The sequence below is a fragment of the Pseudomonas sp. AIG genome (genome assembly GCF_977020205.1).
The window spans coordinates 1-26523 of the sequence record NZ_CDROCK010000064.1; the positions used below are offsets into that span (position 1 = coordinate 1).

The window sequence follows — 26523 nt, forward strand, 5'->3', positions numbered from 1 at the left end:
GCAGCTTGCAGCTTGCAGCTTGCAGCTTGCAGCTTGCAGCTTGCAGCTTGCAGCTTGCAGCTCTGAGCGTCAGCGAAGCAGCCCCATCCGGCGTTTGGCCCGTTGCACCGAACCATTGCGCATCGCCCAGCGCAGCATCGGTGCGCTGCGTCTGACGCTGGCGCGAATCAACTGGCGTTGTAGCGAACTCTGGCGCACATCGAGCATATCGCTGGCCCAGTCCGGCAGCAGATCGATGCCGGCCTTCATCATCAGATCGCCAAACGGGCGGGCCAGCACGCTCGGTGCTGGCGCGGCCAGCAACAGACGCAAAACTTCACGGCTGCGCTCATCGCACAGCAACTGCGGGCGCATGCGTTGCAGGTAATCGGCCACGGCTTGCCTCGACTTCGGCACATCCCGTGCGCCTAGACGTTCAGCAATCACGGCGATTTCCGCGTAATAACGATCCTGATCAGCCCCCGACAATTGCGGATTGCGATAGCGCAAATGTGCCGCGAGAAAGTTGCTGACCTCGGCCACATGCACCCAGGTCAACAAATCCGGATCGCTCGCCGCATAGGGCCGACCATCCGGCGCCGTGCCCACCACCTGCAAGTGAATGGTGCGCACCTTCTCGATCAACCAATCTGCATCCCGCCGCGAACCGAAGGTGGTGCCGGAAACAAACTGACTGGTGCGCCGCAAACGCCCGAGCATGTCCTGACGAAAATTCGAATGATCCCAAACCCCGGCCAGTGCCAGCGGATGCAAGGCTTGCAGCAACAACGCGCTGATGCCGCCGATCAACATGCTGCTGAAATCGCCGTGCACCTGCCAACTGATCGAATCCGGGCCGAACAGACCAGGATCGCCCTTGGGGTTTTCCAGATCGAGCTGACCCAGGGACAGCCCGGTCAGGCTCATGAGTTGGTTTTCGATGCGACTGCGGATGAATTCCATGACCACTCAGTGCGAAAGGGCGGGCGCGGCCGGTTGACCGTGCCCGAAGCGTTACTGATTGAGGCGCTTGTCGATCAGGCCTTGCACCACGCTCGGATCGGCCAGGGTCGAAGTGTCACCGAGGCTGTCGAGTTCGTTGCAGGCAATCTTGCGCAGGATGCGGCGCATGATCTTGCCTGAGCGGGTTTTCGGCAAGGCCGGCGCCCACTGGATCAGATCCGGTTTGGCGAAGCTGCCGATTTCCTTGCTGACGTGGGCCAGCAGTTCTTTCTTCAAATCATCATTCGGTTCGGTGCCGTTCATGGGCGTGACGAAGGCGTAGATGCCCTGACCTTTAACGTCGTGCGGATAACCGACCACGGCGGCTTCGGCGATGCTGTCGTGCAGCACCAGCGCGCTTTCCACTTCAGCCGTGCCGATGCGATGGCCGGAGACGTTGATCACGTCGTCGATGCGCCCGGTGATCCAGTAATCGCCATCCTCGTCGCGGCGCGCGCCGTCGCCGGTGAAGTAATAGCCGGGGTAGGGTTTGAAATAGGTGTCGACCATCCGTTGCGGGTCGCCGTAGACGCTGCGGATCTGTGCCGGCCAACTGGATTTGATTGCCAGCACGCCGCTGCCGGCGCCTTGGATTTCCTTGCCTTGCTCGTCGAGCAACACCGGTTGCACGCCGAACATCGGCTGTGTGGCGCAGCCCGGTTTGATCCGTTGTGCGCTGACCAGCGGGCTGAGCATGATGCCGCCGGTCTCGGTCTGCCACCACGTATCGACGATCGGGCAGCGCTGTTCTCCTACGACATTGAAATACCATTCCCACGCCTCCGGGTTGATCGGCTCACCGACGCTGCCGAGTAATCTGAGGCTGGCGCGCGACGTTTCCTTCAACGGTTCGGCACCTTCGCGCATCAATGCACGCAGGGCAGTGGGTGCGGTGTAGAAAATGTTGACCTTGTGTTTATCGATCACCTGCCAGAAACGCGAACTGCTCGGGTAGCTCGGTACGCCTTCGAACATCAACGTGGTTGCGCCATTCGCCAGCGGGCCGTAGACGATGTAGCTGTGACCGGTGACCCAGCCGACGTCGGCGGTGCACCAGAACACTTCGCCGTCGCGGTAATCCAGCACGTATTTGAACGTCATCGCCGCTTGCAGCAGGTAGCCGCCGGTGGTGTGCAGCACACCTTTGGGTTTGCCGGTGCTGCCGGAGGTGTAGAGGATGAACAGCGGGTCTTCGGCATCCATCGGTTCTGGCGGGCAATCGTCGCTGACCTCGCGTACTGCCTGGTGATACCAGAGGTCGCGGCCTTCGACCCAATCGACGTTGCCTTGGCTGCGCTCGACCACCACGACGGTGCTGACGTCCGGGCAACTTTGCAGGGCTTTGTCGACATTGTGTTTCAGCGGCACGAATTTGCCGCCGCGCACGCCTTCGTCGGCAGTGATCACTGTGCGGCAGTCGGCATCGAGAATGCGGTCACGCAGGGAGTCGGGAGAGAAACCGCCAAACACCACCGAATGGATCGCGCCGATCCGCGCGCAGGCGAGCATGGCGTACGCGGCTTCAGGGATCATCGGCATGTAGATGCACACCCGGTCGCCTTTCTTCACGCCACGGCTTTTCAGCACGTTGGCCAGACGGCAGACGTGGTGATGGAGTTTTTTGTAAGTGATTTGTGCTGATTCGGCCGGGTCGTCGCCCTCCCAGAGCAGGGCGGTCTGATCGCCGCGCTTTTCCAGGTGGCGGTCGATGCAGTTGTAACTGACGTTCAGCTTGCCGCCGGCAAACCAGGCGGCTTCACCGGTTTTCAGGTCGTAGCGCTGAACGGTTTGCCACGGCGTGCTCCAGTCGAGGAACCGCGTGGCCTGTTCGGCCCAGAAGGTGCTGGGGTGTTCAATGGATTCGCGGTACAGGCGCCGATAGTCGTCCTGACTCAATTGCGCAGCCCGGCGGACGGCATCGGCTTTGGGGAACGTGCTGATATCGAACATGACGGTTCCTTATTCTTGTGGTGCGACAAGGATAAAGATGCGCCGATGGGGGCAAGGGTTCAAGGCCGGCAGACGGCTCTCCACCGCGAAGAGCCCCTCACCCTAACCCTCTCCCAGAGGGAGAGGGGACTGACCGAGGTGTTTGGGCTTGATACATCGACTTGAAATTCCTGAGTCGAACTCAAGTATTGAAAACGTGAAAATCGGCTCCCTTTCCCCCTCGCCCCTGGGGGAGAGGGCTGGGGTGAGGGGGGAACGATTTGCCTGTCACCGCGAAATCCACGGCAAACGACAGACGAAAAAAAGCCCCTGAACTTCAGGGGCTCTTTATCAAGCGACTGATCAACCGCGGTGACGGCCGCGGAAGTAGTTGATCAGGCCCTGAGTGGACGGATCATCAGCGTTGGTTTCATCGCTGCCGACCAGACGGTTGTAAACGCCTTTGCCCAATTCCTTACCCAACTCTACGCCCCACTGGTCGAAGGCGTTGATGCCCCAGACCACGCTTTGCACGAACACTTTGTGTTCATACATCGCCACCAGCGCGCCGAGACGACGCGGGCTGATGCGCTCGACCACAATGGTGTTGCTCGGACGATTGCCCGGGATCACCTTGTGCGGCGCGAGTTTGTGCACCTCTTCTTCGCTCATGCCTTTGTCACGCAACTCTTGCTCGGCTTCCGGCAGGGTTTTGCCGAGCATCAGCGCCTGGCTCTGCGACAGGCAGTTGGCGTACAGCCACTGGTGGTGGTCGGAGACCGGGTTGAAGCTAACGATCGGCACAATGAAATCGGCCGGAATCAGTTGAGTGCCTTGATGCAACAACTGGTGGTAAGCGTGCTGACCATTGCAGCCGACGCCGCCCCAGATCACCGGACCGGTATCGGTCGACACCGGCGTGCCGTCCTGACGCACGCTCTTGCCGTTGGATTCCATGTCCAGCTGTTGCAAGTGCTTGGTAATGTTACGCAGGTAGTGATCGTACGGCAGGATCGCGTGGCTTTGCGCGCCCCAGAAGTTGCCGTACCACACGCCGAGCAGCGCCAGCAGCACCGGCATGTTCTGTTCGAACGGCGCGGTCTGGAAATGCTGGTCCATGGTGTAGGCACCGGACAGCAGCTCCTTGAAGTTGGACATGCCGATGGCCAGCGCAATCGGCAAACCGATGGCGGACCACAGCGAGTAACGACCGCCGACCCAGTCCCACATCGGGAAGATGTTTTCTTCGCGGATACCGAACGCCACGGCAGCGGCATTGTTGCTCGATACAGCGATGAAGTGACGATACAGCTCGGCTTCGGAACCGCCCTGCGCCAGGTACCAGGCACGCGCAGCCTGGGCGTTCTTCAGGGTTTCGAGGGTGTTGAAAGATTTCGACGAAACGATAAACAGCGTGGTCTCGGCGCGCAGTTTCTGCGTCAGCTCGTGGAATTCGCTGCCATCGATGTTCGCCAGATAATGGCAACGAACGCCTTTCTGCGCGTAGGACAGCAGTGCTTCGGACACCAGCTCAGGACCGAGGAACGAGCCACCGATGCCGATGTTGACCACGTCGGTGATCGGCTTCTCGGTGTAACCACGCCACAGACCGTCGTGAATGCGGCCGACCAGATCGGTGATCTGGTTGAGAACCTTGTGGACTTCCGGCATCACGTTGACGCCGTTGACCGACAGCTTGTCGCCTACCGGGCGGCGCAGGGCGGTATGCAGCGCCGGGCGGCCTTCGGAGGAGTTGACGATTTCGCCATCGAACAGCGCTTTGATCGCGCCCTTCAGATCGACTTCATTGGCCAGACCCACCAGCAGATTGCGGGTCTGGGCGTTGATCAAATTCTTCGAATAATCGAGAAACAGTCCGCAGCTGCTGAGGGTGAACTGATTGAAGCGCTGCGGATCGGCGTTGAAGGCTTCGCGCATGCTGAAATCCTGCATGGCTTGGCGGTGATCTTTCAACGCTTGCCAGGCAGGCAGAGCGGTAACGTCATGAGGAGTGCGGTAGTACGCCATCGCTGCGGTTTTCCTTTTTACTTGAACGGCCTTTTGAACACTGAACAGACCCGGCACGCCATGTTTGGGCATGGGATCAACTGCGTCGACACGATTTCTGGACACAGGGCGAATACAGTAAACCTCGCGCTGCGTTCTGTCTTGACTTTGTCTGACCAGATCCCTGTACTTTTTTAACATCGAGAGCGGGAACTGGCCGACAAACGGAGGAGGAGCGGGGCGATTTGGCGATCAGGCGAGCTGGACCGGGATGGCGTTGCTGGTGTGGCTCAGCTCGTTGCCGGGCGCCATGTAGAGCATGCGCGGCTTGAAATTGACCAGCTCGGCTTCGCTGTAATGGGCGTAGGCACAAATGATCACGCGGTCACCGACCTTGGCCTTGTGCGCAGCGGCGCCGTTGACGGAGATCATCCGCGAGCCTTCTTCACCACGAATCGCGTAGGTGGTGAAACGTTCGCCGTTGTCGACGTTATAAATCTGGATCTGCTCGTATTCAAGGATGCCGGACAAGTCCAGCCACTCGCCATCGATGGCGCAAGAACCTTCGTAATCGAGCACCGCATGGGTGACTTCGGCGCGGTGCAGTTTGGCCTTGAGCATGATCGCGTGCATGAGGATTTTCCCGGGTTGGCATCGAACGGCGGGCAGTGTGCCCGAAGGCTTTGGGGGCGGCAATACAGCTGAAACCAGATCTTTAAAACACAAAAAAACCTGTGGGAGCGAGCTTGCTCGCGAAGGCGTCATGTCAGTCGATATTTACGTCAGCTGACAGATTGCATTCGTGAGCAAGCTCACTCCCACAGGTTATCGGTGAGGCTTAAACCGGGGTATCGAGGTTCAGGTGCAGGTTATCGATCAACCGCGTGGTGCCGAGGAACGCGGCCACCAGAATCACCAGATCACGATCTTGCGCTGTCGCTGGACGCAGGGTCAGCGCATGGCGGATTTCCAGGTAATCCGGACGCAGGCCCGCCGCTTCCAGCTGCTGTACCTGGGCACTGATCATTGCCGGGAAGTCGCGTTGGCCTTGCTTGATCGACTCGGCAATATTGCTGAGGCTGCGATAAACCACTGGGGCCACCCTGCGCTGCTCTTCGCTGAGGAAGCCATTGCGCGACGACAGCGCCAGGCCATCGGCAGCGCGAACAGTCGGCTCGCCAATGATCTGGATCGGCATGTTCAGGTCGTGCACCAGCGCGCGGATCACCGCCAGTTGCTGGTAATCCTTCTGGCCGAAAATCGCCAGATCCGGCTGGACCATGTTGAACAGTTTGCTGACGACGGTCGCGACACCTTCGAAGTGCCCCGGACGGCTGGCGCCGCACAGGCCTTCGGATAACTGCGGCACGCTGACCCGAGTCTGTCCGGCCATGCCGTCGGGGTACATTTCCTCGACCGTCGGCGCGAACAGCAGGGAGCAACCGGCTTCAAGAAGTTTTTCCTGATCGGCGGCGAGGGTGCGCGGATATTTGTCGAGGTCTTCGCCGGCGCCGAACTGCAGCGGATTGACGAAAATGCTCGCGACCACGAAGTCCACGCGTTGCGTGGCTTTGGTGATCAGTGCAACGTGACCGCTGTGCAGGTTGCCCATGGTCGGCACGAAGCCGATGCGTTTGCCTTCACTGCGGGCGCGGGCTACGGCGGCGCGCAGTTCGCGTACGGTTTTAACGGTGTTCATGCAGAGAATCCGTGTTCGATGCCGGGGAACGTGGTGGCTTTGACTTCGCTGACGTAAGCCTTCAGCGCGGACTGGATGCTGTCCTGGCCGTGCATGAAGTTTTTGACGAATTTCGGTACGCGGCCGGTGATCGACAGGCCGAGCATGTCGTGCAGCACCAGGACCTGGCCGTCGGTAGCGTTACCGGCGCCGATGCCAATGACCGGGATCTTCACGGCCTGGCTGATTTCGGCAGCCAGTTCGCTCGGTACGCATTCGAGCAGCAGCATGGCGGCGCCGGCCTGTTCCAGCGAGATCGCATCGGCACGCATCTGCCGCGCCTGGTTCTCGTTGCGGCCCTGCACTTTATAGCCGCCAAGAATGTTCACCGCTTGCGGGGTCAGACCCATGTGCGCGCAAACCGGTACACCGCGCTCGGCGAGCAGACGGATCGACTCGGCCAGCCACAACTGACCTTCGACTTTGATCATGTGCGCACCGGCCTGCATCAGCATGGCGCTGTTGCTCAGGGTTTGTTCGAGGGTGGCGTTGGCCATGAACGGCAAGTCAGCCAGGATCAGGGCATCGGTATTGCCGCGTTTGACGCACGCGGTGTGGTAGGCCATTTCTGCGGTGGTCACCGGCAAAGTGCTGTCATGACCTTGCAGGACCATGCCGAGAGAGTCGCCCACCAGCAGCACTTCGACACCGGCCTCGTTGCAGGCGTGGGCGAAGGTCGCGTCATAGCAGGTCAGCATGGTGATCTTTTCACCTTTCTGCTTGAGGCTCTGGAGCGTGGTCAGGGTGATGGCTGGCATGTAAAAAATCCTCGTTCAGGCGCTCTGGAAACTACTGCGAGTAACGCGCGTGATTCTTCATCTACTCAGGCGCACGCTCTTTTTGTCGTGCTTATAAGGCCTGGATTGCGCCCGTATGTGCCGGGTTGGCGGCAGCGGGACGCCTATAGTCGTGATGAGCCAACAGGAAGTCAATTGCGTGTGTTACCGCATTGTTACGAGGGGAGTGTTACCGGCGTTACTGATGCGATTCAGCGGTGCGGCTTGGTTGATTCGAGGGTTTTTTGTCGGACAATAAATCTGGATGTGGCGCAATCCCTGTAGGAGTGAGCCTGCTCGCGATAGCGGTGGATCAGCCAATAAATCCGTGGCTGACAGAACGCTATCGCGAGCAGGCTCACTCCTACAAAGGATTTGTGTCAGGCGCGGGGGAGGCGTTCCAGCCCGACGAACGGGCAGGCTGCCAGCAGGTCGGTAAGGGGGCGGCCATCGGCAAGATGCAAATCTTGTGGGGCCAGTTCAGCGAGCGGATACAGCACAAACGCGCGTTCCTGAATCTGGTAATGCGGGACTTTCAGGCGTGGCTCGTCGATCAGTCGATTGCCGAACAGCAGAATGTCCAGATCCAGCGTGCGTGGGCCCCAGCGTTCGAGGCGTTCGCGGCCCTGATCATTCTCGATCGCCTGTAAGGCATCGAGCAGATCCAGCGGCGCAAGATCGCTGTCGAGCGCCGCAACCGCGTTGGTATATCGCGGTTGGCCTGGCAGCAACGAATCGCTTTGATAGAAGGCGGAAACGCCCACAAGTGTGGTCTGCGGCAATTGCCCCAGCGCCGCGACGGCGCTGCGCAATTGTTCGGCGGGGTCAGCGAGGTTGCTGCCCATGCCGATGTAGATGCGTTCCATGCCTTTATTCGCCTGTAGCGCTCGGAGCCCCGGCGCGTTTGCGCTTGGAACCGCTGCTGCGGCGACGTTTGCGCGGAGCACCGCTGGCATCATCGCCCTTGCCGCTGAGGTCGCGGATCATGTCGCGACGCTCGCTGTCGTTGGCGTCCTGATAGTCGGTCCACCATTCGCCCAGGCCATCGGTTTCCTCGCCAGCGCTTTCCCGCAGCAGCAGGAAATCGTAACCGGCGCGGAAGCGTGGGTTGTCCAGCAACAGGTCGGCGCGTTTGCCGCTGCGGCGTGGCAGACGTTCCTGCATGTCCCAGATCTCGCGGATCGGCATGGTGAAGCGTTTCGGAATCGCGATGCGTTGGCACTGTTCGGCGATCAGCTCGTGGGCACCTTCCTGCATCGCCGGAATCGGCGGCATGCCGCGCTCTTGCAGGCGCAACACGCGGGCCGGCAGGGCTGGCCACAACAGTGCGGCGAACAGGAACGCCGGGGTTACCGGTTTGTTCTGCTTGATGCGCAGGTCGGTGTTGCTCAGCGCTTCGCTGATCAGCGTGTGGGTGTACTCCGGGTTGTGTTCCAGCGCATCGGCACTGGCCGGGAACAGCGGGGCGAACAGTTGCAGGTCGACCAGCATTTCGAAAGTGATCGCACCGTGCCCCGAGAGGAACAGCTTGAGCACTTCTTCGAACAGGCGTGCCGATGGAATCTCGCGCAGCATCGGCGCCAGTTCACGGATCGGCTGCACGGTGTGCTTCTCGATGCCGAAGTTGAGCTTGGCGGCGAAACGCACGGCGCGCAACATACGCACCGGGTCTTCCTGGTAGCGCTGCTTCGGATCGCCGATCAAACGGATCAGGTGATTGCGGATGTCGTGTACGCCGTTGGCGTAATCGAGAATGCGCTCGCTGACCGGATCGTAATACAGGGCGTTGATGGTGAAGTCGCGGCGTTGCGCGTCTTCTTCCAGGGTGCCGTAAACGTTGTCGCGCAGAATCCGCCCGCTTTCGTTACGCGAAGACTGGTTGCTGTCTTCGTCGTCTTCGTTGACCGGGTGATTGGCGCGGAAGGTCGCGACTTCAATGATTTCGCGACCGAAATGGATGTGCACCAGTTTGAAGCGACGGCCGATGATCCGCGCGTTGCGGAATTCGGCACGGACTTGCTCGGGGGTGGCGCTGGTGGCGACGTCAAAGTCCTTGGGCGTGATGCCCAGCAGCATGTCACGCACGCAACCGCCGACCAGATAAGCCTGGTAACCGGCACCTTGCAGGCGTTCGACGATATTCACCGCATAGCGGCTGAATTGCGTTTTCTGCAGCGAATGTTGGCCGCTGTTGAGCACTTCAGGGGTGCTGCGGATGTGTTGCGTACGACGCACGGGAGTTCGGAATGACTGGAACAACTTCTTCAGCATGGGATGCACTGTTTGAAGGAATGTTCGGCCATACCAAAGAATGACCGCATGATGGGCGCAGATTCTAGCATTTAGTCGGGGGATGGTGTAGGACACGGCCGATTTGAGCTGCAAGCCGCAGGCTACAGGCATCGCGCGCGATAAAAATGGGGGATTTTGCAGCGGAGGAGAAACTACAAGGGGAGCCGAAGCTCCCCAAGAAGTAGTTGCGTGCTCTTTTTATTATTGATTCGGGCTTCTTGTTTTTGTTGAGTGCCCTCGCCACGAAGTGTTTCCTTCGTGACCCTCCCAATCGGGAGCCAAGAGCAAACGGATTGCTTTGGTCGCTGAATTGCAGTGATCTTACGATCCAACCAGTACAGGCTCTGTCTTAGGACAGTTTTTGTTGTTCTCGGCCTGGTCGTGGGGCAAGCCCCAAATACAACGCCTCTCCAAAAGAATCAGTTAGCTGCGCCTCTCGCCGTCTTGTTTTTATTGTGCGTGAGTCGATTCGTCTTATTTTTATTGTCTTGTGCATTGCTTGTTATTGTTCTTGTACCAAACATATAGCAGGGGGCGTGCCAACTTTTGTGAAACCCAGTAAAACAAAGGGTTAGGTCGATATAACCGTTTTCTCGGGACGAAAAAAAGCCGGGGTTTCGTTACCGATAACCCCGGCTTCTGTTACGTGAATCGACTGAGGTAACAGTTTTTTCACATCCTCATGCGTTACCCGCACACTCGACCGGTAACGTTCAGCTCTCGCTGGCGACCCCGGTCTTGCGCCGTGGGATGCCCAAACGCTGACGGCGCTCCCACAGGCATTTACGGCTGACGCCCAGTTTGCGCGCCAGTTCGGTCTCGGTCATGTGGTCCTGATGTTCGAGGACGAAGTGCTGGAAGTAGTCTTCCAGTGACAAGTCTTCGGTCGGCTCATGGCTGCTGTTGCTGGCGTTACCGCCCGTTTGCGGTGGCAGACCGATGAACTCGTCGTCTTCCAGATCGCTCAGCTCGATGTCGATGCCCAGCAGGTCGGCCGAGATTTCCGGGCTTTCGCTGAGAATCACTGCGCGCTCGACCGCGTTCTCCAGCTCCCGCACGTTACCCGGCCAGGAATAGTGACGAATCGCCTGTTCGGCATCCGCGGCAAACTTCAGGTCGGTACGATTGATGCGCGCGCTCTGGCGAGCGAGGAAAGCCGTGGCGATTTCATTGACGTCGGCGCCACGCTCGCGCAGGGCTGGTAGTTTCAACGCGATCACGTGCAGGCGGTAATAAAGGTCTTCACGGAACTGGCCGATTTTCGCCAGGCTCTTCAGGTCGCGGTGAGTCGCCGCGATCAGGCGTACATCGACTTTCTGCGACTGCACCGAACCGACCCGGCGGATCTCGCCTTCCTGCAACACGCGCAGCAGGCGGGCCTGGGCTTCCAGTGGCAACTCGCCGATTTCGTCGAGGAACAGCGTGCCGCCGTCCGCCGCTTCCACCAGACCGGCACGCCCGGCGCTGGCGCCGGTGAACGCGCCTTTTTCGTGGCCGAACAGTTCGGACTCGATCAGGCTTTCCGGAATGGCCGCGCAGTTCACCGAAATCATCGGTGCCTTGGCACGTTTCGACAGGTTGTGCAGGGCGCGGGCGACCAGTTCCTTACCGGTGCCGGATTCGCCCTGGATCAACACATTGGAATCGGTCGGCGCGACCTTGCGGATCTTGCTGTACAGATCCTGCATCGGTGGGCACGAACCAATGATGCCGATTTCGCCGTTGCTGTTGTCAGCGGCGGGTTTGCCGCTGCCATTGGCCGGTTTGCTGGCAACCGCTTCGCCGGCAGCCGGAGCCGATTGGCGATCACGCAGGATCCGCGCGACAGCCTGCAGCATTTCATCGTGGTCGAAAGGCTTGGCGATGTAATCCACCGCGCCCATCTTCATCGAGTCGACCGCCGAGCGCAGGCTGGCGTAACTGGTCATGATCAGCACCGGCGTGCCTTGGCCGAGCTTGATCAGCTCGGTGCCCGGAGCGCCCGGCAAACGCAGATCGCTGACGATCAGGTCGAACGTAGGAATGGTGAAGCGTTCTTGTGCTTCCTGCACTGAACCGGCTTCGCTGACCTGGTACTGATTACGTTCCAGCAGGCGGCGCAAGGCGGAGCGGATAATTGTTTCGTCTTCGACGATCAAAATGTGCGGCATTGATTCGATACTCTCGACGGTCTCAGTTCACAGCGGACGTCGCTTCGACATGACGCGGTAAGGTCACCCGGATACGGGTGCCGCGTTGGCTTTGTACATCAGCCGGGCTGTCGATGGTGATTTGTCCATAATGCTCTTCAACGATGGAATAGACCAGTGCAAGGCCCAGACCGGTGCCTTCGCCAGGATCCTTGGTGGTGAAGAAGGGTTCGAACAATCTGTCCATGATGTTCTTCGGAATACCGCTGCCTTCGTCTTCAACGATCAGATCGACCGTGTGTTCGCCGGCTTCGCTCTTGACCCGTACCGCACTGTGCGGCGGCGAGGCGTCGCGGGCGTTGGAGAGCAGATTGATCAAGACCTGAGCGAGCCGCTGCGGGTCGCCTTCGACCCAGTGATCGGGATCGCAGAGGTTGTAGAACTGCACTTCGAAATTGCGTCGGTTCAGCGCCAGCAGGCCAATCGCATCCTGCGCCACTTCCGCCAGACACACGGGCTCGTCGCTGTGCTGATGGCTGCCGGCGTGGGCAAAACTCATCAGAGACTGGACGATGCGCGATATGCGTTTGGTTTGTTCGAGAATCTGCCCGCTGATTTCCGTCAGCTCGTCGTCTTCTTCGCGCTCCTCGCGCAGGTTTTGCGCCAGACAGGCGATGCCGGTGACCGGGTTGCCGATTTCGTGGGCGACCCCCGCCGCGAGGCGACCAATGCTGGCCAGCCGTTCGGAGTGCACCAGTTTGTCTTCGAGCATCTGGGTTTCGGTCAAATCCTCGACCAGTAACACCAGGCCACTGTTACCCGGCGCCAACGGCTCATCGATCGCCGCTTTGTGCAGGTTCAGCCAACGAGTCTGACCGTCGAGGGCCAGATGCTGTTTGTGCAAATGCTCGTCGGGCAGATTGATGAAACCCTGCAACAATTCTTTCCACGGTTCGCCAATGGTGCTCAGGCGCGAACCGACCACACGTTGCGCGGCGATCCCGGTGAGCTCCTCCATGGCCTTGTTCCACATCAGGATCTCTTGATCCTTGGCCAGCGAGCAGACGCCCATCGGCAGTTCCTGCAAGGTCTGGCGGTGGTAACGGCGCAGCGCATCGAGTTCAGCGGCCAGACCGGTAAGGCGCGAGTGGTAATCCTCGAGGCGGCTTTCAATGAAGTGGATGTCTTCAGTGACATAGTTTTCGCCGCCAGCCTTGTACGGCAGGAAGGTTTCGACCATGTCCTGGGCCACGCTCGGGCCCATCAGGCCGGAGAGGTTGGCTTCAATGCGGTCGCGTAAACGGCGCAAGGCGTAAGGACGGCGCTCGTCGAAGGGCAGATAAAGGTCACGTAGCGCTTGCTCGACTTCTTTCTGCGCTGCCTTGGCGCCCAACGGTTTGGCCAGTTGTGTGGCGAACTCCTGTGGCGAAGCGGCGTGCAGTTCGCGGCGTTGCGGACGACGGACGTTATCCACCGCGCAGGCTTCGGCGGCGCTGGCTTCTTCTGGACTGGCGTTGGTGAACAGCGAAATCAGCGTGAACATCAACACGTTGGCGGCGAGCGAGGCGATCGCGGCCATGTGCCAACTGGTGTCGTCGAGCACGTAAATCATGTTCAGCAGCGGGATGTAGAAACCCTGCAGATTGCCGACCAGCGGCAACAGCATGGTTACCACCCAGACCAGAATCCCCGCCAGCAGACCGGCAATAAAGCCGCGACGGTTGGCGGTCGGCCAGTACAGCACCGACAACACGCCGGGCAGGAATTGCAACGTGGCGACGAACGCGACGATGCCGAGGTTGGCCAGGTCCTGCTCGGCGCCGAGCATCAGGTAGAAACCGAAGCCGGCCATGATGATCGCAACGATCAGCGCCCGGCGGGTCCACTTCAACCAGCGGTAGATATTGCCTTCGGCCGGTGGCTGATAAAGCGGCAGCACCAAGTGGTTCAATGCCATGCCCGACAGCGCCAGCGTGGTGACGATGATCAGGCCGCTGGCCGCCGATAAGCCGCCGACGTAGGCGAGCAACGCCAGCGGTTTGCTATTGGCGGCGATGCCGATGCCGAGGGTGAAATATTCCGGATTGGTCGTGGCGCCGAGTTTCAGGCCGGCCCAGAGAATCAGCGGCACTGCCAGACTCATCAGCAGCAGGAACAGCGGCAAACCCCAACTTGCGCTGACCAGCGAGCGCGGATTGAGGTTCTCGGTAAAGGTCATGTGGTACATGTGCGGCATCACGATCGCCGAGGCGAAGAACACCAACAGCAACGTGCGCCACGGGCCTTCCTGCAACGGCGTGTGCAGGGCGGCAAGGGCGGTCTGGTTTTGCAGCAGCCACACCTCAAGTTGTTGCGGGCCGTCGAACACGCCGTACAGCGCATACAAACCGACGCCGCCCAGGGCGATCAGTTTGATTACCGATTCAAAGGCAATCGCGAACACCAACCCTTCGTGCTTCTCACGGGTGGCGATGTGGCGGGAACCGAAGAAAATCGTGAACAGAATGATCAGCGCACAGAACGCCAAAGCGACGCGGCTCTGGATCGGCTCGCCGGTGAGGATGCCGATGGAGTCGGCCACCGCTTGAATCTGGAGTGCCAGCAACGGCAGTACACCGATCAGCATGAAAATCGTGGTCAGCGCGCCCGCCCAGGTGCTGCGAAAGCGGAAGGCAAACAGATCCGCCAGCGACGACAGTTGATAGGTGCGGGTGATTTTCAGGATCGGATAAAGCAACACTGGCGCCAGCAGGAACGCGCCGGACACACCGAGATAACTGGAAAGAAAGCCATAGCCGTACTGATAGGCAAGCCCCACGGTGCCGTAGAACGCCCACGCACTGGCGTAAACCCCCAGCGACAAGGTGTAGGTCAGCGGGTGGCGAATGATCGCGCGCGGGATCATGCCCCGTTCACTGATCCAGGCAACGCCGAACAGCACCGCCAGGTACGCGGCGCTGATCAGGATCATCTGGGTCAGGCTAAAGCTCATCGGCATCTTTTTGGCTCTGCAGGATGAAGGTCACGACTATGAGGATCAGCCAAAGCAGATAGGGGCGATACCAGGCGCCCGTAGCGTCGATCCACCAATCCATGATGGCGGGGGAAAACAGGTAGATCCCCACGACTAAAAGCAGGACCAAGCGATAGATGTACATCCCGGCCTCTCTTTTTTATGCGCGTGCCCGAAAACGTGCGGCGATGGTAACGGATGGGCGCACGACTGCAAGTGTCGTCATAGCAGTTGCGCTTCGGGCAGGCTCAGTGTGCGCGCGATCCTGCTGGCATCCCAGTGCGCGCATCCCCACGCGAGCAATTCTTGCGGCGAGGCGTGAGCCAGTTCGGCGCCGGGGTTTTGCCCCAGTGCGCGCAGGGCTCGCAGCAGCAATGGCGTGGCTTGATCCGCTTCAAGCGGCGGCGAGCGGTAGGACTTGCCGAGCTTGTTGCCGTCCGGTTGGGTGATCAGCGGCAGGTGCAGGTAGCGCGGTTGGCGCAGGCCCAACAGTTCTTGCAGATACAACTGGCGCGGGGTCGAGTCGAGCAGATCGGCACCGCGCACGATGTCGGTAATGCCTTGCCAGGCATCGTCGAGCACCACGGCCAGTTGATAGGCGTAGAGGCCGTCGCGGCGGCGGATTACGAAATCGCCGACGTCGCGACCCAGATGCTGGCGGTATTCGCCCTGCACACGATCGATGAAGTGGTATTCCAGTTCCGGCACGCGCAGGCGGATGGCGGCGTCTTGTTGGTCATGACCGGCATTGCGGCACAGGCCCGGGTAAATGCCGTTATAAGGTTCAAGCTGTTTGCGCGAGCAGGTGCAGGCGTAAGCGAGGCCATGATTGAACAGGCTGTTGAGCACTTCAGCGTATGCATCGTGCCGATCGCTCTGGCGCACCATGTCGCCGTCCCATTCGAAGCCGTAGCTTTCCAGTGCCTTGAGGATCGCCGCTTGCGCACCCGGTTCTTCACGGGGCGGATCGAGATCTTCCATGCGCACCAGCCAGCGACCGCCGACTGAACGGGCGTCGAGATAAGAGGCGAGGGCGGCAACCAGCGAGCCGAAGTGCAGGTGGCCACTGGGGGTCGGGGCGAAGCGGCCGATGTAGGCGGGGGATGTCTTGGCAGTCATGAATGCGATAGTACTTTTTCAGCGCGTGTACACAACACCTGTGGGAGCGAGCTTGCTCGCGAAAGCGGTGTGTCATTCAGCATTAAATTGTCTGATCCGGCGCCTTCGCGAGCAAGCTCGCTCCCACAAAGGTAAAGGCAAAGGCAAGGCAAAAGGCAAAAGGCAGAAACAAAAACGGAGCGTTCGCACGCTCCGTTTTTCGTTCAGGTCGAGATTACTTGCCGACCTGCTTTTCCTTGATTTCCGCCAGGGTCTTGCAGTCGATGCACAGATCCGCCGTCGGGCGGGCTTCGAGGCGCTTGACGCCGATCTCGATGCCGCAGGATTCGCACCAGCCGTATTCTTCGTCCTGAATCAGCTCCAGCGTCTTGTCGATCTTCTTGATCAACTTGCGCTCTCGGTCGCGGGCGCGCAGCTCGAGGGCAAATTCTTCTTCCTGGCTGGCACGGTCGGCCGGGTCAGGGAAGTTGGCCGCTTCATCCTTCATGTGATCAACAGTACGATCGACTTCCTGCATCAAGTCCTGTTTCCACTTGTTCAGGATCTTGGTGAAGTGCGCGCGCATCGGGGCGCCCATGTACTCTTCACCTTTCGCCGGAACGTAAGGTTCGAAACCGCTGATCGTGGTTTGCTGCTGTTGCTTTGCTTGGGTGGGCATGAAATGGACCGCCTCTACTCTTGTAATCCATTGCGCAGGATTGCTCCATCACCGACACCTGCCGGCCCTGCGGCTGCAAGCGGGCGAACTTACCAGATCAACTCGGCCCGCGCTACTCCCGGATGTCGAGGCCCCGGCGGGTGGCGCTTGCAAATGTTTGGCAAGCCGTGTCTGGTGGTGTTGAAGACCTGTTCAATCACTGATTTTAGTCAATCCTGGAGCGTACGCTCATATCGTTACAGTCCAGCGTTCTTGAGGCTGTGACCGCTGCGGGTTCTCGCTCGTTCCGGCAGATGGGTAGAATCGTCTCTTTTTTCCCCTGCCGAAGGAAAACCAATGGCTCAGCCCTACAGTGCGCGCAGTCGTGCGATCGAACCGTTCCATGTGATGGCGCTGCTGGCGCGGGCCAATGAATTGCAGGCTGAAGGCCACGACGTGATCCATCTGGAGATCGGCGAGCCAGACTTCACCACCGCTGAACCGATCATTCGTGCAGGGCAGGCGGCGCTGACGGCGGGCAAGACCCGTTACACCGCTGCGCGTGGCATTCCCGAGTTACGCGAAGCCATTTCCGGGTTTTATCAAACGCGGTATGGCTTGAATATCGATCCGCGACGGATTCTGGTCACGCCGGGCGGTTCCGGCGCACTGTTGCTGGCGAGCGCATTGTTGGTCGATCCCGGTAAACACTGGCTGTTGGCGGATCCGGGTTACCCGTGCAACCGCCACTTCCTGCGTCTGGTCGAAGGCGCGGCGCAACTGGTGCCGGTGGGGCCGGAGGTGCGTTATCAACTGACCCCGGATCTGGTCGAGCGGCATTGGGATCACGACAGCGTCGGCGCACTGGTTGCGTCGCCGGCCAACCCGACCGGGACGATCCTGACCCGCGATGAGCTGGCCGGGTTATCCACAGCCATCAAAGCCAGACACGGGCATCTGGTGGTGGACGAGATCTATCACGGTCTGACGTACGGTACCGATGCCGCCAGCGTGCTGGAAGTCGATGACAGTGCTTTTGTACTGAACAGCTTCTCCAAATATTTCGGCATGACCGGGTGGCGTCTGGGCTGGCTGGTGGCGCCGGATGCGGCGGTCAGCGAGCTGGAGAAACTCGCGCAGAACCTCTATATCAGTGCGCCGAGCATGGCGCAGTACGCGGCGTTGGCCTGTTTTGAACCGGACACGATCGCGATCCTCGAAGAGCGTCGTGCCGAATTCGCTCGTCGCCGCGATTTCCTGCTGCCGGCGTTGCGCGAGCTGGGTTTCAACATTGCCGTGGAGCCCGAAGGTGCTTTCTATCTTTACGCCGATATCAGCCAGTTCGGCGGTGATGCCTTCGCATTCTGCCGACACTTCCTCGAAACAGAGCATGTCGCTTTCACGCCGGGTCTGGATTTCGGTCGCTATCAGGCCAGCCACCATGTGCGTTTTGCCTACACGCAAAACCTCCCTCGCTTACAGGAAGCGGTGGAACGAATCGCGCGTGGCTTGAAGAGCTGGCAAGGCTGATGCGCTTTTATCCCCCACTGGAAGAGGCGCGACTGATCCGTCGTTACAAGCGTTTTCTCGCCGATATCGAAACCGTTAGCGGCGAGTTGCTGACCATTCACTGCCCCAACACTGGTTCGATGCTCAATTGTCAGGTCGAGGGCGGGCAGGTCTGGTTCAGTCGCTCAAATGACCCCAAGCGTAAATTGCCCGGTACTTGGGAAATTGGCGAAACCCCGCAGGGCCGCTTGTTTTGCGTGAATACCGCACGGGCTAACGGTTTGGTTGAGGAGGCGTTGCAGGCTGGCGTTATCACTGAGTTGAACGGCTTTACCGCGTTGAAGCGCGAAGTGGCCTACGGGCAGGAAAAAAGTCGTATCGATTTCCGCCTCGAATACCCAAGCGGGCCGGCCTATGTGGAAGTGAAAAGCGTCACCCTGGGCTTCGATGGGACGGCGGTGGCCGCGTTTCCCGATGCCGTCACCCAGCGGGGCGCCAAGCATCTGCGGGAATTGGCGCATCTGGCGCGGGACGGAATTCGGGCGGTGCAGTTGTATTGCGTCAATCTGACCGGGATTGAAGCGGTGCGGCCGGCGAAGGAAATCGATTCGGCCTACGCCGACGCACTTCTCGAAGCAGTGGCCTGCGGCGTTGAGGTACTGGCGTATGGCGTGCGACTGGACCATGAAGAGATGGTCATCGACCGGCGTCTCGACGTGCTGCTCAACGGTTAAACATCGATCCACAGCCCTTGCGCATCTTCTCGGCAGGGGATGGCGGTGAGTGATTGCCCGGCGCAAGGCCCGGCGACGCATTCGCCGTCCTCGATCAGAAACAGTGCGCCGTGGGTGGCGCACTGGATCAGGCTGTTGCTCGGGTCGAGAAACTGGTCGGGATGCCATTCCAGTCCCACCCCACGGTGTGGACAGCGATTGAGGTAGACATAGGCCTGGCCATTGCGGCGTACGGCGAACAGCTTTTTCCCGTCGACTTCAAAACCACGGCTAGTGGCCTCGGCGAGTTCGGCGCCCGCGCAGAGAAACTTCATGGCTATCCTCTAATGTCCGCTCGTGTCTGGATATGTCCGAGCTTGACGTTTAAATGCAAACAATTATCAAATGGCGGCCTTCACCCGCAGGACGGCCGGCAGATGTCGAGGATACGTGGCCTGCCATTCTGATGCCCGGGAAAAACCTTATTCAAGGAAGCTGTGTATGCGCCTGAGTACCCGCGTTGCTGTGCTGTGTGTCGGACTTTTTGTCAGCCACCAGGCTGCTGCAGCTGATTTGCCGCAACGTTGGGTCAGCGCCGGTGGCGCGCTGTCGGAGTGGGTCAGTGCGTTGGGCGGCGAGTCGAAACTGGTCGGCGTCGATACCACCAGTCAGCATCCCGAGTCGTTGAAGGCGCTGCCGAGCATTGGTTATCAGCGCAGTCTTTCGGCTGAAGGCATTCTCAGTCTGCGTCCGGATATTCTCATCGGCACTGAAGAAATGGGGCCGCCTCCGGTTCTGACGCAAGTCAAAGCAGCCAAGGTTCAGGTTGTGTTGTTCTCGGCTCAACCGGATCTGCCGACGCTGGAGAAAAACGTTACGCATCTCGGCCAGTTGCTCGGTACAGAAGCCCAGGCAAAGCAACTACTGCAACGTTATCAACAGCAACTCGATGCACAGAAATTGCAGGTTGCAGATGCGCAGTCCAAACAAAAAGCGCCGGGTGTTCTGCTGTTGCTTGGGCATGCCGGTGGCAAACCGTTGATCGCCGGCAAGGACACCGCCGCTGACTGGCTGCTGCAACAGGCGGGCGGACATAATCTGGCAACTCACACGGGTTACAAGCCGTTCTCCGTAGAGTCCCTCGCCAGCCTTGATCCTGAAGTGCTGGTATTCGCCGACCGTGCATTAACCGGTGACGCGGCGAAAGCGGCGCTGTTCAAGGAAAATCCGATTCTCAATTCAAGTCGCGCGGCCAAGGCCGGGCGTGTGCTGGAGCTGGATCCGACCTTGCTGGTCGGTGGACTCGGGCCGCGTTTGCCGGCAGCGCTGAAAACCCTGTCTGACGGTTTCTACCCGGTCAAGAGCGGCCAATGACCACACTGGTAAAACCCCGTGGCTTGTTCATTGGCCTGACGCTCCTGTGTTTATTGGCGATCTGGCTGTCGTTGGCGTTGGGGCCGGTCAGCCTGCCGCTGTTCGATACGTTGCGCGCTGCGTTGCGCATGATCGGTGTACCGCTGGCGCCTGAGGGACTGGAGCAGGCCGAGCTGATTCTCGGGCAGATTCGTCTGCCGCGAACCCTGCTCGGACTGGCTGTCGGCGGTGTCCTGGCGTTGTCCGGTGTGGCGATGCAGGGCTTGTTTCGCAATCCGCTGGCGGACCCGGGGCTGGTCGGTGTTTCCAGCGGCGCGGCATTGGGCGCAGCGATCGCGATTGTCGGCGGTTCTTTTTTTGGCGGCCTGCCGGAGTGGTTCGGGCCGTATCTGCTGTCGGTCTGCGCGTTTCTCGGTGGTCTCGGGGTGACGGCGCTGGTTTATCGCCTCGGTCGCCGTAACGGTCAGACCAATGTGGCGACCATGTTGCTTGCGGGCATTGCCCTGACCGCGCTGGCCGGTTCAGCGGTCGGGCTGTTCACTTATCTGGCGGATGACGCGACCCTGCGTACGCTGACGTTCTGGAACCTCGGCAGTCTCAACGGCGCCAGTTACGCGCGGCTCTGGCCATTGCTGATCATCAGCGCCGGCGTGGCGTTGTGGTTGCCGCGTCGGGCGAAAGCGCTGAATGCCTTGCTGCTCGGGGAGTCCGAGGCTGGGCATCTGGGCATCGATGTCGAACGGCTCAAGCGTGAGTTGGTTTTCTGCACGGCGCTGGGGGTGGGCGCGGCAGTGGCGGCAGCCGGGATGATCGGTTTTGTCGGGCTGGTGGTGCCGCATCTGGTGCGCTTGCTGGCAGGACCGGATCACAAGGTATTGTTGCCAGCCTCGGTGCTGGCGGGGGCGAGCCTGTTGCTGTTGGCTGATCTGGTCGCGCGGGTGGGGCTGGCGCCGGCGGAGTTGCCGGTCGGTATCGTCACCGCGTTTTTCGGTGGCACGTTCTTCCTTTACCTGCTGCTGCGAGGACGTGCCTGATGTTGCGTGCGCAAAATCTGCACATCCATCGAGGTCGCAAGACCGTGCTCAGCGATGTCACGCTGCAACTCGAGTCAGGTGAAGTGCTCGGCGTACTCGGGCCGAACGGTGCTGGCAAAAGCACCTTGCTCGGCGCGTTGTGCGGGGAGTTGGCGGCGAGCGCGGGCGGGGTTTCGCTCGATGGGCAGGCTTTGACTCACTGGACCGGGCCGCAGCGTGCGCAACGACTGGCGGTGTTGCCGCAGGTGTCGACGCTGGATTTTGCTTTCCGTGTCGAAGAAGTGGTCGGCATGGGCCGGTTGCCTTGGCAAAGTGGTCGGGTGCGTGATGATGAAATCATCGCAGCGGCATTGGCGGCGGCAGATGCCGGGCACTTGAGCGGTCGCAGTTATCTGGCGCTGTCCGGTGGCGAGCGTCAGCGTGTGCATTTGGCGCGGGTGCTGGCGCAGCTTTGGCCGGGGCAGGCCGGGCAGACGCTGCTGTTGGATGAGCCGACGTCGATGCTTGATCCGCTGCATCAGCACACGACGCTTCAGGCCGTGCGCGAGTTTGCCGATCGTGGAGCAGCGGTAATGGTGATCCTGCATGATCTGAATCTGGCTGCGCGTTATTGTGATCGCATTCTGCTGCTTGAAGGCGGGCGCCCGGTGGCGCTGGATACGCCGCAGCAGGTACTGCGACCGGACTCGCTGAAAGCCGTCTTCGGTCTCGAAGTGTTGGTGCAGCCGCACCCGGAGCGTGGGCATCCGCTGATCATCGCCCGCTGACTTTCATCGAGGTGGTGACATGCGTGGGATGTGGTTAATGGCGGTGTTGGTGCTTGCCGGGTGTCAGCATGCTGTTGCGCCTGCGCCGTTCAATGGCGAGATTCGCGATCTGCGCAGTGGTCAGGTGCTGACGGCGCAGCAGTTGCTGACGCGACTTGCTGAGCCCGAGCAATTGATTATTGGCGAGCAGCATGACAATGCCGATCATCACGCCGTGCAGTTGTGGGTATTGCGCTCGCTCGGTGAGCAACGGCCGCAGGGCAGCCTGTTGCTGGAAATGCTTACGCCGGATCAGCAGCCTCGCATTGATCAAGTGCATCAGTCGATAACGCCACCCGCTGACCTGCCTGGTGCATTGGCCTGGCAGGACGGCTGGGACTGGAACCTCTACGGGCCGATTGTCCGCTTCGCCCTCACTCAGCCGTATCCACTGCTGGCGGCAAATCTGAATAGCGCCGAAATCCGCACCGTCTATCGCAACCCACCAGTGTTGAAAGGGCAGCGCAGCAATGTTGAGTCGGTGAAAACTGTATTGCTGGAGCAGATCAGCGATTCCCACTGTGGCTTGCTGCCTGAATCACAGATGCCCGCGATGCTGGCCGTTCAGCAACAACGTGATCGGCGTATGGCTGAGCGTCTGTTGGCGGCTCCCGCACCTTCAATCTTGCTGGCCGGCGCGTGGCACGCACGCAAGGATGTTGGCGTGCCGCTGCATGTTGTGGATTTGGGCGGCATAGAGACTCCGACAGTGCTGATGCTGGCAGAGCAGGGCGCCGAAGTGACCGCAACGATGGCCGATTACGTTTGGTTCACACCCGCCACGCCCAAGCAGGACTACTGCGAGCAGATGCGCAAACAGTTCGGCAAATGACTTTTCCACAGGCAAAAAAAAGACCCGGTAAAAACCGGGTCAAATAACCGTGATTAGCCTGATGAGGAGATAATCTGAGAGTCCGAACCAAGGGCTTTTCAGAATATCGACTGATCTCGCGACCAGTTGTGATAATCATAGCGATTCTCATTAGCGCGTCAACAACTGTTTTCTCATTTCTTTGATTTAGTCTGGGAAATGGCCGTAATGGCCCGGAAACAAAGGACGTGGCGTCAGCTTTTGGTTGCGCTCAATTGGGTGACTTGCTTGTTCAATTGGCCGATCCGCCGCGCCATGCTCTCGATCAGGCTGTGAGCGATCTTTGGATTAGTGCGGGTCATGCTCAGGAATTGCTCACCGGGAATCAGCATCACGGTGCTTGCCTCTCGGACAATGACCGTGGCATTGCGCGGCTCGCCGGTGAACACGGCCATGGCACCGAAAATCTCGTCCTTGGGCACGTCGCCCACCTTCTGCCCGTCCACATACGCTTCAGCATGCCCGTCGATGATCACAAACACGTGGTCAGCCGCGTCACCCTGGTTGATCAGCGTTTCACCCGCCTCGACCCGTTTGAAGCCATTGGTGCTACGAAACTCGCGCGGTTTCAGCTCGGCGACGGCATGCGCGAGGAGTGCCATTTGCCCTAGCAGATACTGCAGAAACTGGTCTGCGCGATGAGCGTCGGCATACAAGTACTGGAAAACTTCGCGGCGCCGATAGGGCGTCAAACGCAATGCCCCATCACTGCATAAACGGCAATCAGCCCAGTCCTCACCCTGCTGAAGGCCGAGCAGATCGCCCTCCTGCCAATAAAACAGAGGGCGCGCGCCGATGCAGCCGTTGATTACACCTTCATTCAGCAGCAACAGCTGGTCGGTGGGTAACTGCGCGAGTAAATCATCCGACGCATCCAGTTCCAGAGGTGGCCCACAAGGCGCAAGGTCGCGCAACCACAGCGTGGGCAAGCTCTGCAAACGGTTGATCAAGGCATCGGCGTGAGCCGATTGTTCCCCCAGTAAATACATGACGGTCTATGCCCGTTCAGTTCTTGTGGCGCGAGGAGATGGCTTCAAGCTGTTTGTTCAGGGCGTCCTTGCGTTCGGCGGGAATGTCATTCCAGTGCACATCCATCAGCGCGCCCTCGATCGCATACAGCAACACCTTCGATGCGCGAAACCCGCGGGTACGCACGGCCCGGTAGGCGTCCACCGCGCCCAGGCGACGCAAGTCCGAGGCACTGTGGATGCCCACGGCATGCAGCCATTGCGCCGACGTCTTGCCAAGATTCTTCAGGTGTTGCAGTTCATCATTCATCAAGCCTCCTTGCGACGGCCGAATGGTGCGTTGTCGAGCTTCTCAGGAGTGTAGCCATCAGTAGGAAAAGCGTGGTTCTTTGGTCGGATTCGACGCAAATGCTTCTAAGAAAGGGCGCTTGAAAGGCCTGCGAACGCAGAAAGAAGGGGAAAAACACATATCAATGTAGGAGTGAGCCTGCTCGCGATAGCGGATTGCCAGGCACACATGTGTTGAATGTTAAACCGCTATCGCGAGCAGGCTCACTCCTACAGGGGCAGGCGCTAGATGGTTATATCAGCGAGTGCGATAGCGCAAACGCGTACCGAAATTCATCGACATCAGAATCTCGTCAGCGCTCAGCTCCGGCGGGAAGTAGGCTCCGGAAATCTGTGCGTGGGCCAGGCTTGCACCTTCCAGCGACGCATTGCGGAAATCAATGCCGCGCAAATCGGCAGAACGGAAGTAAGCGTCGCGGAAATCCACGCCATCAGCGTTCAGTTCACGCAGATCGAGACCACGGAAATCGCCGCCGACCATGTCGATCGGGCCGTCCTGTGGACGCTCCTTGTTGAAGCCGGTGATGTCGTCTTTGTGCAGCAGGGCATACAGCGGGGTGTCGAGAAGTTTCGGCTGGCTCATGTCATATCACCGTTGGTTTTATGACGCCAGTATAGTGCCACTATTTGACGGCCGTGAAGCAAGCGAGGGCTTCACGGCCGAAATAGTTTCTTACAGGCCTGGCAGGCGCTGACGAATCTGCGCGACCACGGTGTCCAGCGTGCCGGATTCATTGGTCTGCACGCGTTTGCTGCGCAGAATTTCTTCCGGCGTCAGCGCTTCACGATTGGCCTGCTGCGCTTCGATCACGGCCAGTGTGGCGTCGGACGGATCCTGTTTGTCCGCCTGACGAATCGCCAGCCAGCTCTCGATCACCGCTTGCGGCGCGTTGCAGTCGAGGATCAGGAATGGCGTACCGGTGGCCTCGGCGATTTTCGCCGCGTTGTCGCGCTGCTCACGCTTGAGGTAAGTGGCATCGATCACCACCGGGAAACCGGCGTGCAGGATCACTTCAGCGATTTCATGCAGGCGCGCGTAAGTGGCGGCGCTGGCGTCTGCGCTGTAAATGCCGGCCTGCACATCGTTGGCGACGGTTTGCTCACCGAACAGGCGCTTGCGTTCAACGTCCGAACGCAGGCGAATGGCGCCCAGCGCTTCGACCAGACGCATGGCCACGTGGCTCTTGCCGACAGCAGAAACGCCATGGGTGATCGCCATGAAGCGCGAAGGAATGGTGCTGTAACTTTCGGCCAGGTTGGCGTAGTTGCGGTATTGGCGCAGGGTGGTGGCGCGCTGCACCGGAGTCGCGTCCGCCGGCATGCTGAACAGCGCAACCTTGGCGCGAACCAATGCGCGGTAGGCTTTATAGAAGTTCAGCACTTCCAGGCCCTGATAGTCGCCGGTCAGTTCCAGATACTGGCTGATGAAGCGGCGAGCCAGGGATTTCAGTCCACGGTCTTCCAGATCCATCGCGAGGAAACCGGTGTCGGCCCAGACGTCAGTGAAGCGGAAGGGTTCGTTGAACTCGATGCAGTCGAAGATCACCACTTTGCCGTCGATGACCGTGGCATTGCCCAAGTGGATATCGCCATGGCACTCGCGGGTGAAACCGTCAGCCTTGCGCTGGGCAAACAGTGGCTTGAGACGCTCGAAGCTGCTTTCGGCCCAGGCCTTCAGTGCGTCGAGTTGCAGCAGATCGTTTTTGTCGCTGAGGAACGGCAGGATCTGCTCGAAGTTTTGCGAGACTGGCGCCATCACGCTGTCCGGGGTGCCGGCGCCGTGTTCGGCCGGGACTTTTGGCGCGGTGAGGTGGAAGTGAGCGATCTGCTGTGCCATCTCGTCGATGTGCTGGGTGGTCAGCTCGCCGTTGGCTTGCAGAGTGCTGAGCAAACCGGTCTGCGGGAACTGGCGCATTTTCAGCACGTATTCAATCGCCGCGCCGTCGCCGCCCAGTTGCGGTGCCTCAACGCTGCCGGTCACCGGCAACACTTCCAGATACAAATCATCGGTCAGACGCTGGTTCAGACGCAGCTCTTCAGCGCAGAAATGCGCGCGCGATTCGAGGCCGGTGAAGTCGAGGAAGCCGAAATTCACCGGCTTCTTCACTTTATAAGCGAACGGGCCAGTGAGGATCACCCACGAGATATGGGTTTCGATGACCTGAAACCCTTCGACAGGGTGCGGGTAGAGGGCCGGGTTTTGCAGGGCAGCGATCAGTGATTGGCTCACGGGCGATCCTTCAGAGACTGGGGGGAATTCGAGGCGGCCATTATGGCCG

At 59.8% G+C, this 26523-nt stretch carries 24 protein-coding genes; 6 read left to right on the forward strand and 18 right to left on the reverse strand.

The window, feature by feature from the left end; all coding sequences use genetic code 11:
- Positions 1-69: 69 nt before the first annotated feature.
- The 13 genes from ACWR1S_RS27210 to dksA all read right to left on the reverse strand — a co-directional run bounded on the left by ACWR1S_RS27210 (position 70) and on the right by dksA (position 16642).
- Positions 70-942 carry an oxygenase MpaB family protein gene (locus ACWR1S_RS27210; RefSeq protein ID WP_454565665.1) on the reverse strand — a complete coding sequence of 291 codons (873 nt, stop codon included), beginning with the start codon at positions 940-942 and terminating at the stop codon, positions 70-72.
- A 51-nt stretch (positions 943-993) separates the two neighbouring features.
- The gene (gene acs / locus ACWR1S_RS27215) at positions 994-2931 is read right to left on the reverse strand and encodes an acetate--CoA ligase (RefSeq protein WP_454565666.1); all 1938 of its coding nucleotides are present in this window, start codon (positions 2929-2931) and stop codon (positions 994-996) included.
- A gap of 342 nt (positions 2932-3273) precedes the next feature.
- Entirely contained in the window at positions 3274-4938 is a 1665-nt protein-coding gene (gene pgi / locus ACWR1S_RS27220; RefSeq protein ID WP_454565688.1) for a glucose-6-phosphate isomerase, read from the reverse strand.
- Positions 4939-5169: 231 nt separating this feature from the next.
- The gene (gene panD / locus ACWR1S_RS27225; RefSeq protein WP_454565667.1) at positions 5170-5550 is read right to left on the reverse strand and encodes an aspartate 1-decarboxylase; all 381 of its coding nucleotides are present in this window, start codon (positions 5548-5550) and stop codon (positions 5170-5172) included.
- Positions 5551-5755: 205 nt separating this feature from the next.
- Positions 5756-6616: a pantoate--beta-alanine ligase gene (panC, locus tag ACWR1S_RS27230; RefSeq protein WP_454565668.1), complete on the reverse strand. Its 861-nt coding sequence runs from the start codon at positions 6614-6616 to the stop codon at positions 5756-5758.
- Entirely contained in the window at positions 6613-7413 is an 801-nt protein-coding gene (gene panB / locus ACWR1S_RS27235; RefSeq protein WP_454565669.1) for a 3-methyl-2-oxobutanoate hydroxymethyltransferase, read from the reverse strand. Before panB ends, panC begins: the two co-directional genes overlap by 4 nt.
- A gap of 398 nt (positions 7414-7811) precedes the next feature.
- Positions 7812-8297, reverse strand: coding sequence for a 2-amino-4-hydroxy-6-hydroxymethyldihydropteridine diphosphokinase (gene folK, locus ACWR1S_RS27240; protein WP_454565670.1), 486 nt, complete (start codon positions 8295-8297; stop codon positions 7812-7814).
- Between the two features lie 4 nt (positions 8298-8301).
- On the reverse strand, positions 8302-9702 hold the full coding sequence (locus ACWR1S_RS27245) for a polynucleotide adenylyltransferase PcnB (RefSeq protein ID WP_454565671.1): 1401 nt from the start codon (positions 9700-9702) through the stop codon (positions 8302-8304).
- Positions 9703-10436: 734 nt separating this feature from the next.
- A complete protein-coding gene (locus tag ACWR1S_RS27250) occupies positions 10437-11873 on the reverse strand; it encodes a sigma-54-dependent transcriptional regulator (protein ID WP_158831299.1) in 1437 nt (478 codons plus the stop codon).
- 22 nt (positions 11874-11895) lie between these two features.
- The gene (locus tag ACWR1S_RS27255) at positions 11896-14850 is read right to left on the reverse strand and encodes a sensor histidine kinase (protein ID WP_454565672.1); all 2955 of its coding nucleotides are present in this window, start codon (positions 14848-14850) and stop codon (positions 11896-11898) included.
- Entirely contained in the window at positions 14834-15010 is a 177-nt protein-coding gene (locus tag ACWR1S_RS27260; protein WP_003176118.1) for a hypothetical protein, read from the reverse strand. The genes ACWR1S_RS27255 and ACWR1S_RS27260 overlap by 17 nt, the downstream gene beginning before the upstream one ends.
- A gap of 77 nt (positions 15011-15087) precedes the next feature.
- Positions 15088-15984, reverse strand: coding sequence for a tRNA glutamyl-Q(34) synthetase GluQRS (gene gluQRS, locus ACWR1S_RS27265; protein WP_454565673.1), 897 nt, complete (start codon positions 15982-15984; stop codon positions 15088-15090).
- Between the two features lie 214 nt (positions 15985-16198).
- Positions 16199-16642 carry an RNA polymerase-binding protein DksA gene (gene dksA, locus ACWR1S_RS27270; protein ID WP_034153892.1) on the reverse strand — a complete coding sequence of 148 codons (444 nt, stop codon included), beginning with the start codon at positions 16640-16642 and terminating at the stop codon, positions 16199-16201.
- A gap of 336 nt (positions 16643-16978) precedes the next feature.
- Between dksA and ACWR1S_RS27275 the strand changes: the two genes are divergently transcribed.
- Positions 16979-18151 carry a pyridoxal phosphate-dependent aminotransferase gene (locus ACWR1S_RS27275; RefSeq protein ID WP_454565674.1) on the forward strand — a complete coding sequence of 391 codons (1173 nt, stop codon included), beginning with the start codon at positions 16979-16981 and terminating at the stop codon, positions 18149-18151.
- The gene (sfsA, locus tag ACWR1S_RS27280) at positions 18151-18864 is read left to right on the forward strand and encodes a DNA/RNA nuclease SfsA (RefSeq protein WP_123593235.1); all 714 of its coding nucleotides are present in this window, start codon (positions 18151-18153) and stop codon (positions 18862-18864) included. The genes ACWR1S_RS27275 and sfsA overlap by 1 nt, the downstream gene beginning before the upstream one ends.
- On the opposite strand, the gene ACWR1S_RS27285 is transcribed toward sfsA, so the two are convergent.
- Entirely contained in the window at positions 18861-19178 is a 318-nt protein-coding gene (locus tag ACWR1S_RS27285; RefSeq protein WP_454565675.1) for a Rieske (2Fe-2S) protein, read from the reverse strand. The genes sfsA and ACWR1S_RS27285 overlap by 4 nt on opposite strands.
- Before the next feature lie 166 nt (positions 19179-19344).
- On the opposite strand from ACWR1S_RS27285, the gene ACWR1S_RS27290 reads away from it, so the two are divergent.
- From ACWR1S_RS27290 to ACWR1S_RS27305, 4 genes are read left to right on the forward strand one after another with little or no spacing between them, the layout of a single operon-like run.
- Entirely contained in the window at positions 19345-20217 is an 873-nt protein-coding gene (locus ACWR1S_RS27290; RefSeq protein ID WP_454565676.1) for a heme/hemin ABC transporter substrate-binding protein, read from the forward strand.
- Positions 20214-21251 (forward strand): FecCD family ABC transporter permease, encoded by a 1038-nt coding sequence (locus ACWR1S_RS27295; RefSeq protein ID WP_454565677.1) that lies wholly within the window; start codon positions 20214-20216, stop codon positions 21249-21251. The genes ACWR1S_RS27290 and ACWR1S_RS27295 overlap by 4 nt, the downstream gene beginning before the upstream one ends.
- The gene (locus ACWR1S_RS27300) at positions 21251-22018 is read left to right on the forward strand and encodes a heme ABC transporter ATP-binding protein (RefSeq protein WP_454565678.1); all 768 of its coding nucleotides are present in this window, start codon (positions 21251-21253) and stop codon (positions 22016-22018) included. Before ACWR1S_RS27295 ends, ACWR1S_RS27300 begins: the two co-directional genes overlap by 1 nt.
- 19 nt (positions 22019-22037) lie before the next feature.
- Entirely contained in the window at positions 22038-22889 is an 852-nt protein-coding gene (locus ACWR1S_RS27305; protein WP_454565679.1) for a ChaN family lipoprotein, read from the forward strand.
- Positions 22890-23122: 233 nt separating this feature from the next.
- On the opposite strand, the gene ACWR1S_RS27310 is transcribed toward ACWR1S_RS27305, so the two are convergent.
- The 4 genes from ACWR1S_RS27310 to ACWR1S_RS27325 all read right to left on the reverse strand — a co-directional run bounded on the left by ACWR1S_RS27310 (position 23123) and on the right by ACWR1S_RS27325 (position 26474).
- Entirely contained in the window at positions 23123-23917 is a 795-nt protein-coding gene (locus tag ACWR1S_RS27310; protein WP_454565680.1) for a Crp/Fnr family transcriptional regulator, read from the reverse strand.
- Between the two features lie 16 nt (positions 23918-23933).
- The gene (locus ACWR1S_RS27315; RefSeq protein ID WP_003228231.1) at positions 23934-24206 is read right to left on the reverse strand and encodes a TfoX/Sxy family protein; all 273 of its coding nucleotides are present in this window, start codon (positions 24204-24206) and stop codon (positions 23934-23936) included.
- Positions 24207-24482: 276 nt separating this feature from the next.
- The gene (locus ACWR1S_RS27320; RefSeq protein ID WP_007909940.1) at positions 24483-24827 is read right to left on the reverse strand and encodes a pentapeptide repeat-containing protein; all 345 of its coding nucleotides are present in this window, start codon (positions 24825-24827) and stop codon (positions 24483-24485) included.
- Positions 24828-24917: 90 nt separating this feature from the next.
- On the reverse strand, positions 24918-26474 hold the full coding sequence (locus ACWR1S_RS27325) for a bifunctional aminoglycoside phosphotransferase/ATP-binding protein (protein ID WP_454565681.1): 1557 nt from the start codon (positions 26472-26474) through the stop codon (positions 24918-24920).
- Positions 26475-26523 lie beyond the last annotated feature (49 nt).

Coding starts and splice junctions, on each gene's coding strand:
- ACWR1S_RS27300 (WP_454565678.1), top strand. CDS start 21,251: ATGTTGCGTGCGCAAAATCTGCACATCCATCGAGGTCGCAAGACCGTG.
- ACWR1S_RS27310 (WP_454565680.1), bottom strand. CDS start 23,917: ATGTATTTACTGGGGGAACAATCGGCTCACGCCGATGCCTTGATCAAC.
- folK (WP_454565670.1), bottom strand. CDS start 8,297: ATGGAACGCATCTACATCGGCATGGGCAGCAACCTCGCTGACCCCGCC.
- panC (WP_454565668.1), bottom strand. CDS start 6,616: ATGAACACCGTTAAAACCGTACGCGAACTGCGCGCCGCCGTAGCCCGC.
- ACWR1S_RS27210 (WP_454565665.1), bottom strand. CDS start 942: ATGGAATTCATCCGCAGTCGCATCGAAAACCAACTCATGAGCCTGACC.
- ACWR1S_RS27275 (WP_454565674.1), top strand. CDS start 16,979: ATGGCTCAGCCCTACAGTGCGCGCAGTCGTGCGATCGAACCGTTCCAT.
- ACWR1S_RS27305 (WP_454565679.1), top strand. CDS start 22,038: ATGCGTGGGATGTGGTTAATGGCGGTGTTGGTGCTTGCCGGGTGTCAG.
- ACWR1S_RS27245 (WP_454565671.1), bottom strand. CDS start 9,702: ATGCTGAAGAAGTTGTTCCAGTCATTCCGAACTCCCGTGCGTCGTACG.
- ACWR1S_RS27295 (WP_454565677.1), top strand. CDS start 20,214: ATGACCACACTGGTAAAACCCCGTGGCTTGTTCATTGGCCTGACGCTC.
- ACWR1S_RS27320 (WP_007909940.1), bottom strand. CDS start 24,827: ATGAGCCAGCCGAAACTTCTCGACACCCCGCTGTATGCCCTGCTGCAC.
- ACWR1S_RS27250 (WP_158831299.1), bottom strand. CDS start 11,873: ATGCCGCACATTTTGATCGTCGAAGACGAAACAATTATCCGCTCCGCC.
- ACWR1S_RS27255 (WP_454565672.1), bottom strand. CDS start 14,850: ATGCCGATGAGCTTTAGCCTGACCCAGATGATCCTGATCAGCGCCGCG.
- sfsA (WP_123593235.1), top strand. CDS start 18,151: ATGCGCTTTTATCCCCCACTGGAAGAGGCGCGACTGATCCGTCGTTAC.
- acs (WP_454565666.1), bottom strand. CDS start 2,931: ATGTTCGATATCAGCACGTTCCCCAAAGCCGATGCCGTCCGCCGGGCT.
- ACWR1S_RS27315 (WP_003228231.1), bottom strand. CDS start 24,206: ATGAATGATGAACTGCAACACCTGAAGAATCTTGGCAAGACGTCGGCG.
- ACWR1S_RS27260 (WP_003176118.1), bottom strand. CDS start 15,010: ATGTACATCTATCGCTTGGTCCTGCTTTTAGTCGTGGGGATCTACCTG.
- dksA (WP_034153892.1), bottom strand. CDS start 16,642: ATGCCCACCCAAGCAAAGCAACAGCAGCAAACCACGATCAGCGGTTTC.
- ACWR1S_RS27290 (WP_454565676.1), top strand. CDS start 19,345: ATGCGCCTGAGTACCCGCGTTGCTGTGCTGTGTGTCGGACTTTTTGTC.
- panB (WP_454565669.1), bottom strand. CDS start 7,413: ATGCCAGCCATCACCCTGACCACGCTCCAGAGCCTCAAGCAGAAAGGT.
- panD (WP_454565667.1), bottom strand. CDS start 5,550: ATGCACGCGATCATGCTCAAGGCCAAACTGCACCGCGCCGAAGTCACC.
- gluQRS (WP_454565673.1), bottom strand. CDS start 15,984: ATGACTGCCAAGACATCCCCCGCCTACATCGGCCGCTTCGCCCCGACC.
- pgi (WP_454565688.1), bottom strand. CDS start 4,938: ATGGCGTACTACCGCACTCCTCATGACGTTACCGCTCTGCCTGCCTGG.
- ACWR1S_RS27285 (WP_454565675.1), bottom strand. CDS start 19,178: ATGAAGTTTCTCTGCGCGGGCGCCGAACTCGCCGAGGCCACTAGCCGT.